This window comes from Bordetella sp. BOR01, assembly GCF_019218885.1.
Classification (GTDB): Bacteria; Pseudomonadota; Gammaproteobacteria; order Burkholderiales; family Burkholderiaceae_B; genus Bordetella_A.
Genome location: NZ_JAHUWT010000003.1, coordinates 677,067 through 691,628 on the forward strand (window position 1 = coordinate 677,067; position 14,562 = coordinate 691,628).

15 protein-coding genes are annotated in these 14,562 nt (G+C 63.2%); 13 read left to right on the forward strand and 2 right to left on the reverse strand.

Annotated features, from left to right (window positions below; all coding sequences use genetic code 11):
- Window positions 1–4 precede the first annotated feature (4 nt).
- The 9 genes from KW845_RS18000 (at window position 5) to KW845_RS18040 (ending at window position 8,402) form a co-directional block, all read left to right on the forward strand.
- A complete protein-coding gene (locus KW845_RS18000; protein ID WP_255592736.1) occupies window positions 5–847 on the forward strand; it encodes an SDR family oxidoreductase in 843 nt (280 codons plus the stop codon).
- Window positions 844–1,536, forward strand: a complete 693-nt coding sequence (locus KW845_RS18005) for a DUF4286 family protein (RefSeq protein WP_218370707.1) — start codon at window positions 844–846, stop codon at window positions 1,534–1,536. The genes KW845_RS18000 and KW845_RS18005 overlap by 4 nt, the downstream gene beginning before the upstream one ends.
- 111 nt (window positions 1,537–1,647) lie before the next feature.
- Window positions 1,648–2,802, forward strand: a complete 1,155-nt coding sequence (locus KW845_RS18010) for an acyl-CoA dehydrogenase family protein (RefSeq protein ID WP_218370708.1) — start codon at window positions 1,648–1,650, stop codon at window positions 2,800–2,802.
- A gap of 58 nt (window positions 2,803–2,860) precedes the next feature.
- Window positions 2,861–3,325, forward strand: a complete 465-nt coding sequence (locus KW845_RS18015; RefSeq protein ID WP_218370709.1) for a MaoC/PaaZ C-terminal domain-containing protein — start codon at window positions 2,861–2,863, stop codon at window positions 3,323–3,325.
- Window positions 3,322–4,533, forward strand: a complete 1,212-nt coding sequence (locus tag KW845_RS18020) for a CaiB/BaiF CoA-transferase family protein (RefSeq protein WP_218370710.1) — start codon at window positions 3,322–3,324, stop codon at window positions 4,531–4,533. Before KW845_RS18015 ends, KW845_RS18020 begins: the two co-directional genes overlap by 4 nt.
- Window positions 4,530–5,696 carry a CaiB/BaiF CoA-transferase family protein gene (locus tag KW845_RS18025; protein WP_218370711.1) on the forward strand — a complete coding sequence of 389 codons (1,167 nt, stop codon included), beginning with the start codon at window positions 4,530–4,532 and terminating at the stop codon, window positions 5,694–5,696. The genes KW845_RS18020 and KW845_RS18025 overlap by 4 nt, the downstream gene beginning before the upstream one ends.
- Before the next feature lie 23 nt (window positions 5,697–5,719).
- Complete coding sequence (locus KW845_RS18030; RefSeq protein WP_218370712.1) at window positions 5,720–6,592, forward strand: MaoC family dehydratase; 873 nt, start codon at window positions 5,720–5,722, stop codon at window positions 6,590–6,592.
- Between the two features lie 47 nt (window positions 6,593–6,639).
- A complete protein-coding gene (locus tag KW845_RS18035; RefSeq protein WP_218370713.1) occupies window positions 6,640–7,620 on the forward strand; it encodes a tripartite tricarboxylate transporter substrate binding protein in 981 nt (326 codons plus the stop codon).
- Window positions 7,617–8,402: an SDR family NAD(P)-dependent oxidoreductase gene (locus tag KW845_RS18040; RefSeq protein WP_218370714.1), complete on the forward strand. Its 786-nt coding sequence runs from the start codon at window positions 7,617–7,619 to the stop codon at window positions 8,400–8,402. Before KW845_RS18035 ends, KW845_RS18040 begins: the two co-directional genes overlap by 4 nt.
- A 49-nt stretch (window positions 8,403–8,451) precedes the next feature.
- Here the strand turns inward: KW845_RS18040 and KW845_RS18045 are convergent, their stop codons facing one another.
- Window positions 8,452–8,736 (reverse strand): DUF4148 domain-containing protein, encoded by a 285-nt coding sequence (locus tag KW845_RS18045; RefSeq protein WP_218370715.1) that lies wholly within the window; start codon window positions 8,734–8,736, stop codon window positions 8,452–8,454.
- A gap of 406 nt (window positions 8,737–9,142) precedes the next feature.
- Here KW845_RS18045 and KW845_RS18050 point away from each other — a divergent pair, with 406 nt between their 5' ends.
- The 4 genes from KW845_RS18050 (at window position 9,143) to KW845_RS18065 (ending at window position 13,584) form a co-directional block, all read left to right on the forward strand.
- The gene (locus tag KW845_RS18050) at window positions 9,143–9,841 is read left to right on the forward strand and encodes a heavy metal response regulator transcription factor (protein WP_218370716.1); all 699 of its coding nucleotides are present in this window, start codon (window positions 9,143–9,145) and stop codon (window positions 9,839–9,841) included.
- Complete coding sequence (locus KW845_RS18055; RefSeq protein ID WP_218370717.1) at window positions 9,838–11,211, forward strand: heavy metal sensor histidine kinase; 1,374 nt, start codon at window positions 9,838–9,840, stop codon at window positions 11,209–11,211. The genes KW845_RS18050 and KW845_RS18055 overlap by 4 nt, the downstream gene beginning before the upstream one ends.
- A 153-nt stretch (window positions 11,212–11,364) precedes the next feature.
- Window positions 11,365–12,735 (forward strand): APC family permease, encoded by a 1,371-nt coding sequence (locus tag KW845_RS18060; RefSeq protein WP_218371418.1) that lies wholly within the window; start codon window positions 11,365–11,367, stop codon window positions 12,733–12,735.
- 27 nt (window positions 12,736–12,762) lie between these two features.
- Window positions 12,763–13,584, forward strand: a complete 822-nt coding sequence (locus tag KW845_RS18065; protein WP_218370718.1) for a cyclopropane-fatty-acyl-phospholipid synthase family protein — start codon at window positions 12,763–12,765, stop codon at window positions 13,582–13,584.
- 85 nt (window positions 13,585–13,669) lie between these two features.
- On the opposite strand, the gene KW845_RS18070 is transcribed toward KW845_RS18065, so the two are convergent.
- Complete coding sequence (locus KW845_RS18070; protein WP_218370719.1) at window positions 13,670–14,554, reverse strand: MBL fold metallo-hydrolase; 885 nt, start codon at window positions 14,552–14,554, stop codon at window positions 13,670–13,672.
- Window positions 14,555–14,562: the final 8 nt, after the last annotated feature.

Sequence of the window (14,562 nt, forward strand, 5' to 3'; positions counted from 1 at the left end):
CAAAATGAATGAGCGTTCGTTTTTTTGCCTTGCGGCAATTGTAACATGTGCACTGGCCGATGCCGCCGGCGCCAACGAGGAGCCATACATGGACCTGGGTATTGAAGGAAAGACGGCGATCGTGACTGCCTCGAGCAGCGGTCTGGGCCACGCCATCGCGCACCGGTTGGCCCGGGAGGGCTGCCGCATCGTGCTATTCGCGCGGTCGCGCGACAAGCTCGAAACAGCTGCCGCGGAACTACGCCAACAACATGGCGTTCAGGCGTTGGCCGTGGCTGGCGATATGGCGCAGGCCGCGGACGTCGACAGGTTGCTCGCCGAGTGCGCCGCATTCGACGGTCCGGACATTCTGGTGTTGAACACGGGCCGCCCTCCTCTGGGCATGCGCACTGTATTGGAGGAAACCGACGATGCGCGCTGGACTGAAGCTTATGAAACCCAGCTATGGGGAGCCGTCAGGGTCGCTCGCCGCATTGTGCCGGCCATTGCGAACCGCGGCTGGGGCCGCGTAATCGGAGTGACCTCGGCATCGGTCAAGCAACCCATGCCCAAGCATGCACTTTCGACTGTCTATCGCGCCGGCGTACAAGCCATGCTCAAGCACATGGCAAACGAAGTCGCGGCTCAGGGTGTTACGGTAAATTCTGTATGTCCCGCCTCCATCGGTACTGAAGCACTTACCACGTCATATAGCGCTGCCGACCGGATCAAGGCTGTACCGCTCGGGCGCCTGGGAACCCCAGATGAGCTTGCCGCAGCGGTCGCATTCTTCGCGTCGGTGCAAGCCGGCTTCATCACCGGCGCCAGCCTGCATGTCGATGGCGGAATGGTTGCGGCCCTGCAATGAAGCCCGGAACCCACTCCGCCGCGCTGGTATTTGTCTGGACCGATATCCCGCCGGCCGATGAGCCGGCGTTTAATGATTGGTATAACCGCGAACATGTGCGCGACCGCGTGCTCGCCATTCCCGGTTATCACTGGGGCAGGCGTTTTGCGGCCATGCGGAGCGGCCCCAAATACCTGGCCCTGTATCGCACCGCATCGCTCTCGATCTTCGAAGACGAGCACTATCAGGCCTTGCAGCGACGGCCCGACGACAATAGCCGACGCTTCATCCCGCTGTTTCACAATACAGTCAAGGGATTCTGCGCCCTGACCGTCGAGTGCGGCGAAGCCGAAGCCGCGTACGCTGCCCTGATCCCTCTTCGGTGGCGCGCTCCGGATCACGATGCGCTGCGCGCGTGGCTGGGACAAGTACAACTGCCCGCGCTACTGACACGCGAATCGATGGTTGCGGCACGCATGGCCGAGACAGATCATGCCCTGACGTCGCGGATGGGCGCGCGCTTTCTTCGGCAAGGCGATCGCACCGTCGATGCGCTGCTGATCCTGGAGGCCACTCATCCCACCCCATTGCGCAGCGCCGTCACGGCAATCGACCTGCAACAGCTGGCACGACTCGGGGCCGTTCCGGATACCCGCCCCGTCATCTTTCGCCAACTGCTGGCGGTCCACCCGCCCGCGACGCGCCCTTGACAAAGCGCATCGCTGGCATCATCATCGAAACTGAACGATCGTTCATTCTTTCCGGGTGAACAGCTGGCGTCGTTCGGCAGATGGTCGTTTACCAACTTCCCAGAGGGAGCAATGACGGCATTCAAACTGAACGACGACCAACGGCAGATCCAAGATCTGGTCAGGCGCATCGCCCAGGAAAAAGTCGCGCCGCGCGCCAACGATATCGACCGCACCGGCGAGTATCCACAGGACATGTTCGAGCTACTGTGCAACCTCGGCCTGTTCGCCCTGCCCTTCCCGCCCGAGCATGGCGGCGCAGGCAGCCTGGTGTCGGCATGCCTCGCCATCGAAGAACTGGGGCGCGTCTGCTACAACACCGCTTACCTGCTGGCCGTCCAATGGACCCCCTTCGGGGCGATTCTGGCTGGCGGCACTGCCGAACAGAAAAACCGCTGGTTACCCGACTTGGCCACCGGCAAGGCCCGCGCGTCGATATCGGTCACGGAAACCCAAAGCGGCTCGGATGTCGGCGGCATCCGTACCCGGGCGCGGCGCGTGCCGGACGGCTACACATTGTCAGGCTCCAAGGTCTGGTGCACTGGCGCCTCGGTATCCGACTACATCTTCGTGGCCGCCAAGACCGGAGAAGACAACACGCGCGCAGGCATCAACCTGTTCCGCGTGCCGCGCGAGGCCAGCGGCCTGCAAATCGGCCGCAAGGAAGAGAAGACCGGAGCGCGCGGTGTGCCCTCCCATCCGCTGTTCCTGGATGATGTCTTCGTGCCTGCCGACGACTGCCTGGGCGCCGAACACGGCGGGTTCAAGCTGGTGATGGAAGCCTTCAACACGGCCCGGCCGATCCACGCGGCACGCGGCGTGGCCCTGGCTCAGGGTGCGATCGACCATGCCGTCGCGTTCATCAAGAACCGCAGCGCGTTCGGCCAGCCGGCAGAGAATTTCCAGGGCTTGCGCTGGATGCTCGCCGACATGGCGATCCAGACCGACGCTGCGCGCGCCCTGGTATATAGCGTCGCCCAATCCGTGGATGACGGAGTCAGCGGCAAGGCGCTGGCACCCATGGCCGCCGCCGCGAAGTGCTTTGCGACCGACGTCGCCATGAAGGTCGCCACGGATGCCGTGCAACTCTTCGGCGCTGCCGGAATCACGACGGACTACCCCATCAACCGCTATATGCGGGATGCGAAAGTCCTGCAGATCATAGAAGGCACCAACCAGATACAACGCAACATCGTCGCCAATGCCCTTCTGGGCCGGGCCGGCTGATCGCGCGATACGACCGGCTGCCCCCCCAGCCACGAACTGCAGAACCCGGAGATGCGCAATGGAAATCGTCGGACTTGGCTTGCATTTCGAAGACCTTCCCCTGGGAAGGAAATTCCGCACCACTGGACGCACCATCACAGAAGCCGACCTGATCAACTACATCAATTGCCTGGGACTGGTCGAAGTCCTGTTCACCAATGCCGAGTTCCGCGCGCGCGACTCGGACATCAAGGGCCGGCTGGTGCCCGGCATGCTGGCCTATGGCATGGCCGAGGGGCTGCTCGTGCAGGCGACGATGCAGCACACCGGCTTGGCCTTCCTGCACATGGAGCTTGATATCAAGGCCCCGATCTTCGTCGGCGACACCATCCACGCTGAAGTCGAAGTCATAGAGGCCCGCCCGAGCAAGAGCCGCCCCGGTCGCGGACTAGTACGCACGCGCAACCATGTTGTCAAGCAAGACGGCACGATTGCCATCACTTACACCCCCCTGCGCATGGTCAAGTGCAAGGAAACGCCATGAGCCATACAAGCGATCACGACAGCGCTTGCACCGGTCCACTGGCCGGAGTGCGCGTGCTGGACTTGAGCCAGTTCATCCTGGGCCCGCTCGCGTCGCAGATTCTTGGCGACATGGGCGCCGATATCATCAAGGTCGAAACGCCGCATGGCGACCTGAACCGCCATATCGGCCCCGAACGCTACCCTGGCATGGCAGCGCTTTTCCTAGGCATGAATCGCAACAAGCGCAGCGTGGTGCTAGACCTGAAACAACCCGAGGCGCTGGCGATGCTGATGCGCATGGCCGGCAATTGCGATGTGTTCATGCACAGCCTCAGGCCTGGTGCTGCCAAGCGGCTGGGTATCGATCCTGCGCGCATCATGGCGCTCAACCCGCGGATCATCTACGCCAGTGCGCCAGGCTATCGTTCGGACGGCCCCAAGCGCGACGCGCCAGCCTACGACGATGTGATTCAGGGCGAAAGCGGCATCGCCGGGTTGGCCGCACTGACGGGCGGCCAGCCGCGCTATCTTCCCACGGTGATCGCCGACAAATTCTGCGGCTATGTGCTGGCATCGGCGGTAGGCATGGCGCTGTACCACCGGGAACGTACTGGTGAAGGGCAGGTCGTCGAAGTACCCATGCTCGAAACCATGATGTCCTTCAACCTGGTCGAACATCTCTGGACCGGGCAGTTCGACCAGCCGATGGGCCCGCTGGGCTACGACCGGGCCGTCATGCCGCACCGGCGGCCGTTCGCCGCCCAGGATGGGCATATCTGTCTGATGGCGACTTCCGACCAGCAATGGGCGAATCTGTTCAGAGCACTGGATCGGCCCGAACTGGCAACCGACCCACGCTACGTCTCGGTGGCGGCCCGCTCGGCGCGGTTTCCGGAGATCTACGGCATCGTCGCCGACGAGATTGCCAAGCGTCCCGTCTCCGAGTGGGAGCAGCGCATGAAAGCCGCCGATATTCCGCATGCGCGCGCCAAGACGCTGCAAGAACTTCCCGAAGACCCTTATTTGGTGGAAACCGGCTACTTTCACCATTACCGCCACCCGGTGGCCGGCCCCCTGGTCACGCCGTCGATCTCGGTCAAGTTCTCCAAAGCGCCGCCGCAATTGCGCCGCCCTCCTCCAACACTGGGCGAACACACTGACGAAATATTGCGCGAGTTCGGCTTCAGCCCGGCCGAGATCGAAGCAGTCAGGCGGGATGTGCCATGACCGAAACGGCGCGCCCATTCTCTGGCCCACTGGCCGGCATCAAAGTCGTGGAACTTGCCGGCCTCGGTCCGGCGCCGATGGCCGCAATGCTGCTGGCGGACCTCGGCGCGACCGTCATCCGCGTGGATCGCCGGCAGCCCGCCGATCTCGGAATCCGGCGACCACGCAAGTATGACCTGCTGCTGCGCAATCGCGACCTGCTGGGCGTGGATCTGAAAGACCCTGCGTCCGTCGCACTGGTGCTCGAGTTGATCGGCCAGGCAGACGCACTCATAGAAGGATTCCGGCCCGGCGTCATGGAACGTCTGGGACTGGGGCCCGATACCTGCCTGCAGCGTAATCCGCGCCTGGTCTATGGCAGGGTCACTGGCTGGGGCCAGTCGGGTCCGCTCGCCCAGGCTGCCGGGCATGACCTGAACTACGTTGCATTGACCGGCGCGATCAATGCCATGGGGAGCGCGGGACAACCTCCCACTGTGCCATTGAGCATGATCGGCGATTTCGGAGGTGGGGCGCTCTATCTCGCCTTCGGCATGCTGGCCGCCCTTATCGAGGCCCGCTCGAGCGGCCAGGGCCAGGTTGTGGACGCGGCGATGGTGGACGGCGTCATCTCGCTGCAGACGATCTTCCTGGGCATGCATGCCGCGGGAATCTGGGACTCGCGCCGCGGCCACAATCCTATCGATTCCGGGTCCCATTTCTACAACGTCTACGAGTGCGCCGACCATAAATGGATTTCAGTGGCGGCACTTGAAAAGAGATTCCACGACGAACTGATGCAGCGGATCGGTATCGATCTGGCCGAGATCGGCGATCACATGGACCCCCGCAATTGGCCCAAGGGCAAGACGCTGCTGGCGGACCGCTTCCGCCAACGTACGCGCGATGAATGGTGTGAGCTGCTGGAAGGCAGCGATGCCTGTTTTGCCCCGGTGCTCTCGTGGGATGAGGCGGTGCAGCACCCCCACTTGCATGAACGGGGCAGCTTCTGCCAGGTGGATGATGTGTGGCAGCCGGCCACGGCGCCGCGCTTCAGCCGCACTCCCGCCGGATTGCCCACGCCGCCGCGCGACATGTCTTCGGACAACAATGCAGCGGCCTTGGCCAAATGGTTGCCGCCTGAACGCATCAAGGCGCTTCGCGCCGCGGGCACTATTGCCTGAGGGCCCTGCACGGGGCAGACAACATGGTCGACTATCACGCGCTCAAAAGCTGGCCTTTCGGCACTATCAAGCATCGCTACGAAGCTCGCGACACCATGCTGTACGCGCTCGGCTGCGGCATGGGCCATGATCCGATGGATCGACGCCAACTGCGCTTCGTGTACGACCAGGGGCTGGTCGCCATGCCCAGCATGGCGGCGGTCATCGGCACGCCCGGCTCGTGGTGGCGGCTGCCTGGCACCGGCGTAGCCTGGGAACATGTCCTGCATGCCGAACAGGATCTTCGCCTGTACCGCCCACTGCCGGCAGCCGCCACCATGACGGCGGGAAACCGCGTCACGCACCTGCACGATCGTGGGCGCGAACGCGGCGCGGTCGCGGGCCTGACGCGAGAGATCCACGACAGCGCGGGCGCACTGGTTGCCCGTGCGAGTCGCATCGAAATACTGCGTCTCGACGGCGGCTTCTCGGCGCAAGCAGGCACGCATGATGAAGCACCTCCTCGGCTGCCCGGAATGCCCGCTGACCCCGGCCCCGCTGACAAGCAAGTCTGCCTGCCGATCATTCCGCAGGCCGCACTTGTCTATCGCTTGAGCGGTGACCCCAATCCCCTGCACGCAGACCCCGATGTGGCCCGTATCGCGGGCTTCGCGCGGCCGATCTTCCATGGCCTGGGCAGCTTCGGCATGGCAGCCCATGCCGTACTGCGCGCCTGCTGCAACTATGAACCCGAGCGGCTGCGGCGCCTGGCCGTGCGATTTTCCGCCCCGATCTATCCCGGTGAAACCTTGCGCTTTCATCTATGGCACGAGCGCGGCGGCACCGCCCGTTTCTGCGCCGATGCGATAGACCGGTCGACACGCGTACTCGACAGAGGTATTGCCGAGTTTTCATAAGAAAAGTTGCCGTACGCAACTCGATTTGCAACCCCAAGGAGGAACCCATGCCAACGAACAAACTGCTGCGTCCCTTGGCCGGTATGGCCATTGCCGCATCACTGCTCATGCCCGCCGCTTCGACTGCCGCATCCAAGTACCCATCCATGCCTATCCGGTTTGTGATCGGCTTCTCTCCGGGCGGATCGACGGATATCATCGGCCGCATACTGGCCAAAAAAATGAGCGACATACTGGGACAACCCATCGTGGTGGAAAACCGCGCGGGAGCCGACAGCTTGATCGCGACGCAATTCGTGGCCCAAGCGCAGAACGACGGCTACACTTTGCTGGTGGCGTCTGGTAGCCACTCTATCAACCCAACACTGTATCCAGACAGTAAGGTCGACCCCGTGAAGGACTTCGCACCGATCGGGCTGATCGGCAGCTCGCCCAATTTTCTGGTCGTGCATCCCTCCGTACCTGCCAAATCAGCCGCCGAGCTGATCGCGTTGGCCAAGGCCGACCCGGGTAAATACAACAGCGCGACATCGGCCAGTACTACCTTTCTCGCCACGGAGCTATTCAAGAAAATGGCCGGCATCAATACCACCAGCATTCCGTACAAGGGCGCCGGACCGGCGACACTCGCACTGCTGGCCGGCGAAGTGCAGTATTCGATCACCAGCCTGACCGGCATGCTGACGCACGTTCAGTCCGGCAAAGCACGGGCGCTGGCGGTGACAGGTGCCCAGCGTTCGCCCTTGGCGCCTGATGTGCCGACCATCAACGAAGAAAGCGTGCCGGGGTACGTTGCCAGCACATGGTATGGCATGTTCGCCCCCGCAGGAACGTCCGCGGATATCCTGCGACGGCTGAGCGACTCGTTGCACGAGGCCATGGATGACCCCGAGGTGCGCAAACAACTCGAGGGCCAGGGCATGCAACTGAAAAAGGACACACCCGAGGAATTCTCTGATTTCGTGAGCAAAGACACGGCGAAATGGGCCCAGGTAATCCGGGACAGCAACGCGCAGGCAGCTCGATGACCACGACAGCAGAACAGGCAGGACCTCGCGTCGCCCTGGTGACCGGCGCTTCCGCCGGGCTCGGCCTGGACATCGCGCGGCGCCTGGCACGCGATGGCTGCCACGTGGTCCTGACGGCCACCCGGCGCGATGCCATCGAGCAAGTGGCCGAGAGCCTGCGGGCCGAAGGGGCTGGCAGCGTCGAGGGAATGGAACTCGACGTCCTGCGCGAAGACAGCGTAGCCAGGCTATTCAGCGAGATCGACAATCGGCACGGCCGGCTGGATATTCTGGTCAACAACGCCGGTATTGCGCCGCGCGTGAACGGCTCCAAGTCGCGGGTCGAAGAGACCACGCTGGCGGACTGGAATCGCACCCTTGCCGTCAACCTGACCGGCACGTTCCTGGTCACCCGCGCCGCGCTGCCGCTACTGAAGCGCTCTCGTTCAGGGCGCATCGTGAATATATCTTCGCGCGGGGGACGGACACGGTCCAAGCTGTCGTCAGCCCATTACGCGGCGTCCAAGGCGGGCCTGCTGGGCTTTGCCCGCATCCTGGCCGACGAAGTGGGGCCGCTGGGCATCACCGTAAATACGGTAGCTCCATCGCGCATCTCGACCCCGATGGCGCATACGGTCGCGAATCCCGCGGCCATCGACGCCCAGTTCATCGCCGAAACGCCGCTGGGCCGGCTCGGCGTTCCCGCCGACGTCAGCGCAGCCGTGGCGTTCCTGACCTCATCCGATGCCAGTTTCCTGACTGGCACCGTCATTGATGTAGCGGGCGGGCAGTTCATGCCTTGATGGTTGCATGACAGCCCCCCGCATTGCTGCGAACCGGCAGGCTCTCGCGCTACCGAGATGCCGACGCCAAAGCGCCGTTCCTGTTCAGCTCTGCATAATGACGCTCTGCGGTCCGATATTCGGCGCTGGAAATATCGGCGGTCTGTTCACCATGCGACAGCTTGTCCAGCCCGGCTTCCTTCCAGTTGCGCAAGTCGGCGCGTACCGCCTCGCGCGATTGGGTGCTTTCGGTGGCGGGAACCTGGGTTTCTTCGGTGGCGTGGGCCGTGCCGGCCATTAGCATGGCGGCCAAGGCAGCGGGAATTGCATACTTGATCGAAATCGACTTGTTCATGGTGTATTCCTCGATAAGGTAACGTGGGTAAGGGCCAACGCTTCGGTCTTGCACACCCAGGCGGCGACCCGTATGCCTACTTTAAGCAGCGGCGACTGACCCGACCTTGACCGCAAATGGACATTCTTGTCAGCCTGCGGCTGGGTAATGCCATGATCCAAGGGCTGTACATAGACGTCACCACATCGACAAAGAGGGTGATGTCATTCAATTGAAACGCGGGCCGGGCCATATCATCTAAACTGCCTTCATTGGCACGGGCCAAGGGTTGATTCGCGGTACGCGGATATGCATCCCGCTTCCTGACAAGAATGTCAGCATTCCGTCAGGGCCGCGACCGGTGCGCCTGCGTAGACTGGCCTTTCGCCCTGTGGCGAGCTTTTCACTCTTTTCGCAAGAGAGCACTGTGCGAATACTCGTCATCGAGGACGAAGAAAAAACTTCTTCCTACATCCTGCGTGGCCTGACCGAGCTGGGCTATACCGTCGATATCGCCGATACCGGCACGGACGGCCTGCACCTGGCACTCGAGTTCGCCTACGACGCCATCGTGCTGGACCTGATGCTGCCCGGCCTGGACGGCTATGGCGTGCTGACCCAGTTGCGCCGCCACAAGGCCACGCCGGTCATCATGCTTTCGGCGCGCGGCGCCGTCGACGACCGGGTCACAGGCTTGCGCAAAGGGGCCGACGACTATCTGCCGAAGCCCTTTTCATTCACGGAACTGGTTGCGCGGCTACAGGCGCTTACCCGCCGCCGCTCCGAATCCATAGAGCTCACCACGTTGCAGATCGATGACCTGACCATCGACCTGCTGGCACGCAGGGTGATCCGAGCCGGGCAGCGGCTGGACTTGACCGCCAAAGAGTTCGCCTTGCTAAGCCTGCTGGCGCGCCATCAAGGAGAAGTGCTGTCCAAGATGATGATCGCCGAGCAAATCTGGGACATGAATTTCGACAGCGACATCAATGTCGTCGAAGTGGCCATCAAGCGCGTGCGTGCCAAGGTCGATGCGCCCTATCCTCGCAAGTTGCTGCACACGGTGCGCGGCATGGGCTATGTGCTCGAGGACAGGCATGCCAACGGGCCCGCCGAGGCCACATGAAACTCAGCCTGCCCATCGCGTGGCGCCTGGCCACCATGTTCGCGATCACCGCGGCCGTGGTGTTCTCGGGCGTGGCTTTCTTCCTGTACCACTTTCTTTCGGACTCGATTCGCGCGCAAGTGCGTTCCGAGCTGGAATTCCACCACACCCTGCTCGACCCGGTCATCGAAACCCGCCACACCGAGCAGGAATGGCAGTTCGTGCATCGCAAGCTCGACGGCATGGCCCAGGAAGGCTCACGCGTGCGCTACTGGATCAAGTCGCCCGACGCCCGGTATTCGTATGGCGAGCCTTTCGTGCTGAAAACAGGCTGGAAAATGCCCGAGAGCCAGTTCGGGTTCGTCAAGGTACGCGACCCGGTCAAGATATGGGCCGTGCTGAGCCGCACCATTCCCGCCTACGAAGGCCGGCCGCCGATCGAATTCCTGGTGGCGCTGGACGCCACGGCATACATAGAGACCAAAGAGAATTTCACGCGTGTCATGGGCATCGCCTCCGGCCTGGGTATTCTGCTGGTGGCGGTGCTGGGATACTGGATCGCCAAGCTGGGCCTGCTGCCCGTGCGCAGGCTCAGCCGCCAGGCGTATGGGCTGCCGCCCAACAACCCGCGAGAACGGCTGGACATCGCCGGCCTGCCTCCAGAGATCCGCGAATTGGCCGTCTCTTTCAATAATGCCCTGGAACGCCGCGAGTCGGCGTGGCTGCAGCTAGAAGGGTTCAACGCCGACGTTGCCCACGAACTGCGCACGCCATTGACCAACCTGATCGGACAGACCCAGGTTGCGTTGGCACGCGAGCGCGACCTGGGTGTATTGCAGGACGTGCTGGAATCGAATCTGGAAGAGCTCGAGCGCATGAGCAGCATCGTCAACGACATGCTGTTCCTGTCGTGCGCCGAGAACGGCCACCGCGCCGCCGAGCTCAGCGAGTTTTCCCTGCAAAAAGAAGCACAGAAGACGGTGGAATACGTCGAGTACTCTTTTGCGGAACGCCACCTGGCCGTTCGCGTGCAAGGCGACGTGCAGGTGCGGGCCGACAAGCGCCTGTTCCATCGCGCCTTGGCCAACCTGCTGTCCAACAGCGCGCGGCATGCCCATGCAGATACGGAAGTCACCGTGTCCATCGAGGCCCGTGGCGAATACGTATGGATCTCGGTATCCGATCGGGGCGACCCGATCCCCGCAGACCAGCAGTCTCGATTGTTCGAGCGCTTCTACCGGGGCGATGCGGCCCGCACGCGCAGCGGCGTACACCACGGGCTGGGTTTGTCCATCGTCCGCGCGATCGCCTCCATGCACGGGGGCACGGTATTCGTGCGCAGCGCACAAGGCATCAACACCTTCGGCTTTTCGTTGCTGCGGTCTATCTGAGCATGCCTGTTCCGATGCCCACCGCCCGCCCCCCTTGGTCCAGAACCTGACAAACTCATGAATCGGTCTCATCAGAACAAGCAGGGAACATTGGCCGTTCAGTTCAATGGCGCATCCGCCCACGCCTCGGCCGCCGTGCCGGGCGCGCCGGCAATGCCGGCCCCGCCGCCGTCCCAGGCCAAACCCGATGGCGTGCTGTCGGTCTTCGATGCGATAACGATCATGGTGGGCCTGGTCGTCGGGGTGGGCATTTTCAAGACCCCCTCGATCGTCGCCGCCAATGTGAGCTCTGAATGGGCCTTTCTTGCCGTGTGGGTCGCGGGCGGGCTGATCACCCTGGTGGGCGCGCTTTGTTATGCCGAACTGGCCGCCGCCGAGCCTCATGCAGGCGGGGAATATCACTTCCTGTCGCGCGCCTACGGGCGATCGTTCGCCATGTTGTTCGGTTGGGCCCGGTGCACGGTGATCCAGACCGGCGCGATAGCCGGCGTGGCCTTCATGCTTGGCGACTACATCACCCAGATTTTCCCGCTGGGGCCCTATGGATCGGCCATCTACGCCGCGCTGGCGGTGCTGCTGTTCACCGGCATCAACATCATCGGAACCGCCGAAAGCAAGACCCTGCAGGTGCTGGTAACCTTCATCGAAGTGGCGGCGCTGGCCGCGATCATTCTGTTCGGCCTGTTCGGCACGTCCGACGCCGGCACGCCAGCCATCCAGCCACTGCCCGTCGAGACGGCCGCCCTGGGTACGGCCATGATCTTCGTGCTGCTGACCTTCGGCGGCTGGAACGAAGCCGCATACCTGACCGGCGAATTGAACGATGCGCCCCGCAATATCGCGAAGGTACTGACGCTGGGCACGCTGATCCTGATCGGGCTGTATACCCTGGCCAACCTGGCCCTGCTGTCGATACTGGGCCTGGATGGACTGCGCGGATCGGAAGCCGTGGCCGCGGACATGATGCGCATCGTTGCAGGGCCGGCCGGCGAGGTCATCGTTACCCTGGCGGTAGTGATAGCGGCAGTATCGACGCTCAACGCGACGATCTTCACCGGCGCCAGGGTGTTCTATGCCATGGCCCAGGACCTGGCCATACTGCGCTGGATCGGCATATGGGACGGGCGGGGCAAGTCTCCCGCCAACGGACAGATCGCCCAGGGCATCATCGCGCTTGCCTTGATCGCCATGGGCGCCTTCACGCGCGACGGCTTCAAGGCCATGGTCGACTATACGGCGCCCGTGTTCTGGGGCTTCCTGCTGATGGTGGGCATGGCGCTATTCGTGCTGCGGTGGCGGCACCCTGAACGCAAGCTGCCGTATCGCGTTCCGCTCTACCCCTTCACGCCCATCGTGTTCTGCCTGACATGCCTGTACATGCTGCACGCCAGCATCAAGTACACCGGCACGGCGGCGCTGATCGGGCTGGCCGTGCTGGCCGCCGGCACGCCGATTCTGCTGTTCAAGAGAAAGCTTGCAGACCCTGTCGTGGCCGCTTCCTCGCGGCACGATATTCCTTCTTGAAGTGACGACCCAAACAGGAGAGTGACGATGAAAGCCCTGCACAAATCCTTGGCCGCTGCCGCGATCTGCGCCTTTGCCCTGCATGGCAATGCTGCGGCGCAGGCCCAGAACGCCGAGTCCGCACCCTACAAGCCAACGGTAGGCCAGTCCGGCAAAGATGTGGTGTGGGTACCCACGCCGCAGGCCCTGGTCGACCGCATGCTGGATATGGCGGCGCTTACCCCGCAAGACCGATTGGTCGACCTGGGCTCGGGCGATGGCCGAACCGTGATCACCGCCGCCCAGCGAGGCGCCACCGCACGCGGCATCGAGTTCAATCCCGACATGGTCGCCCTGGCCCGGCAAGCCGCCCAGGCCGCGGGCGTGGCCGACCGCGCCAAGTTCGAGCAGGCGGATATCTTCGAGTCGGATTTCTCGGAGGCCACGGTGATTACGCTTTTCCTGCTGCCCGACTTGAACGTCAAGCTGCGCCCCATCCTGCTGGACATGCCACCGGGCACCCGAATCGTCTCCAACTCGTTCACCATGGACGATTGGGAGCCCGACGAAACCGCACAGGCGGGTGGCGAGTGCTCGGCCTATTGCAGCGCCTACAAGTGGGTGGTGCCGGCCAAGGTCGCCGGCACCTGGCAGCTGTCAGGCAAAGAGCTGGTGCTTGAGCAAACGTACCAGAAGCTCGCCGGATCGCTGCAGGACGGCGGCAAGGCCACACCGATCAGCGATGCGTGGCTCAACGGCGACCAGATCCAGTTCATGGTAGGAACGCAACGCTATACCGGCCAGGTGTCGGACAAGACCATGCAAGGCACCATTGACGGCAACGGTACCTGGAGCGCGACGCGGAGCTAGCCTCGGCGCGGGACGTTCCCATGGTTGCAGGGGCCGGGTTTCCGGCCCCTGGTGCATTGCCAGGACATCTATCAGCGTACAAGCCTTAGTCCAACTTCACGGGACAAGGGGCGGTGAAAGGAATTTCCATGCAATCTTCACCGAAGAAAATATTGCCCTTGTATATCTCGGCCACATCTCGAACGATCTGTTCCCGCAACCCGGGGTGGTCGAACTGCTCGGTCACGTGAGAGATGACCAGGTTGCGCACGTTCGCCTCCGCGGCCATCTCCGCCAGTTCGCGGTGACCCATGGTGAACGCGGCGAAGGTCTTGCTGGGCGCCGTTCCCGACATGTAGTGGCACATATGAACCAGCACATCGCAGTCCCTTGCCAGTTCGCCGAGGGCGCGGCTGGGGCCCGTATCTCCCGAGTAGACAAAGGATTGGCCGTCGGCATCCAGCCGGTAGCCGTAAGACACGAGATGCGGCGCGAAGTGGTTCACCGGCGCGACGCGCACGGTCCATCCGGGTGCTTGTACCGCGGCATCGGCCGTCAGCTCATGCAGGCGCGGAGCGGGCCTGGCGCGCATCCCCTGCCCGCCACGGGCGTGATAGACGTCGATGCTGGCCTGATTCTCGGTACGCGAAACGAGGTCGGGACCAAAGGCGCCGTCATCGGCAATGAGGCGCTCGGTAATCAGCTTGAGCGGCGGCGGGCCATACACGTCCAGTTCGTCGATCTTTCCCGCGCCTTGGTCCCACCGGGTAAGCAGCAGGCGCGGGTAGTCTCCCATGTGGTCATAGTGGTGGTGGCTGAAGAATGCATGCGAGACCTCGGTGGCACGGATGCCCAGCTCCAGCAATCGATGGTGGGCGCCAAACCCGTGGTCGAACACGATGTATGTCTCGCCCACGCGCACCACATAGCCCGAGCACATCCTGCGCAGCGAAGGCGTGGGCGTGCCCGTGCCAAGTAACCAGAGTTTCATGTCCGTCC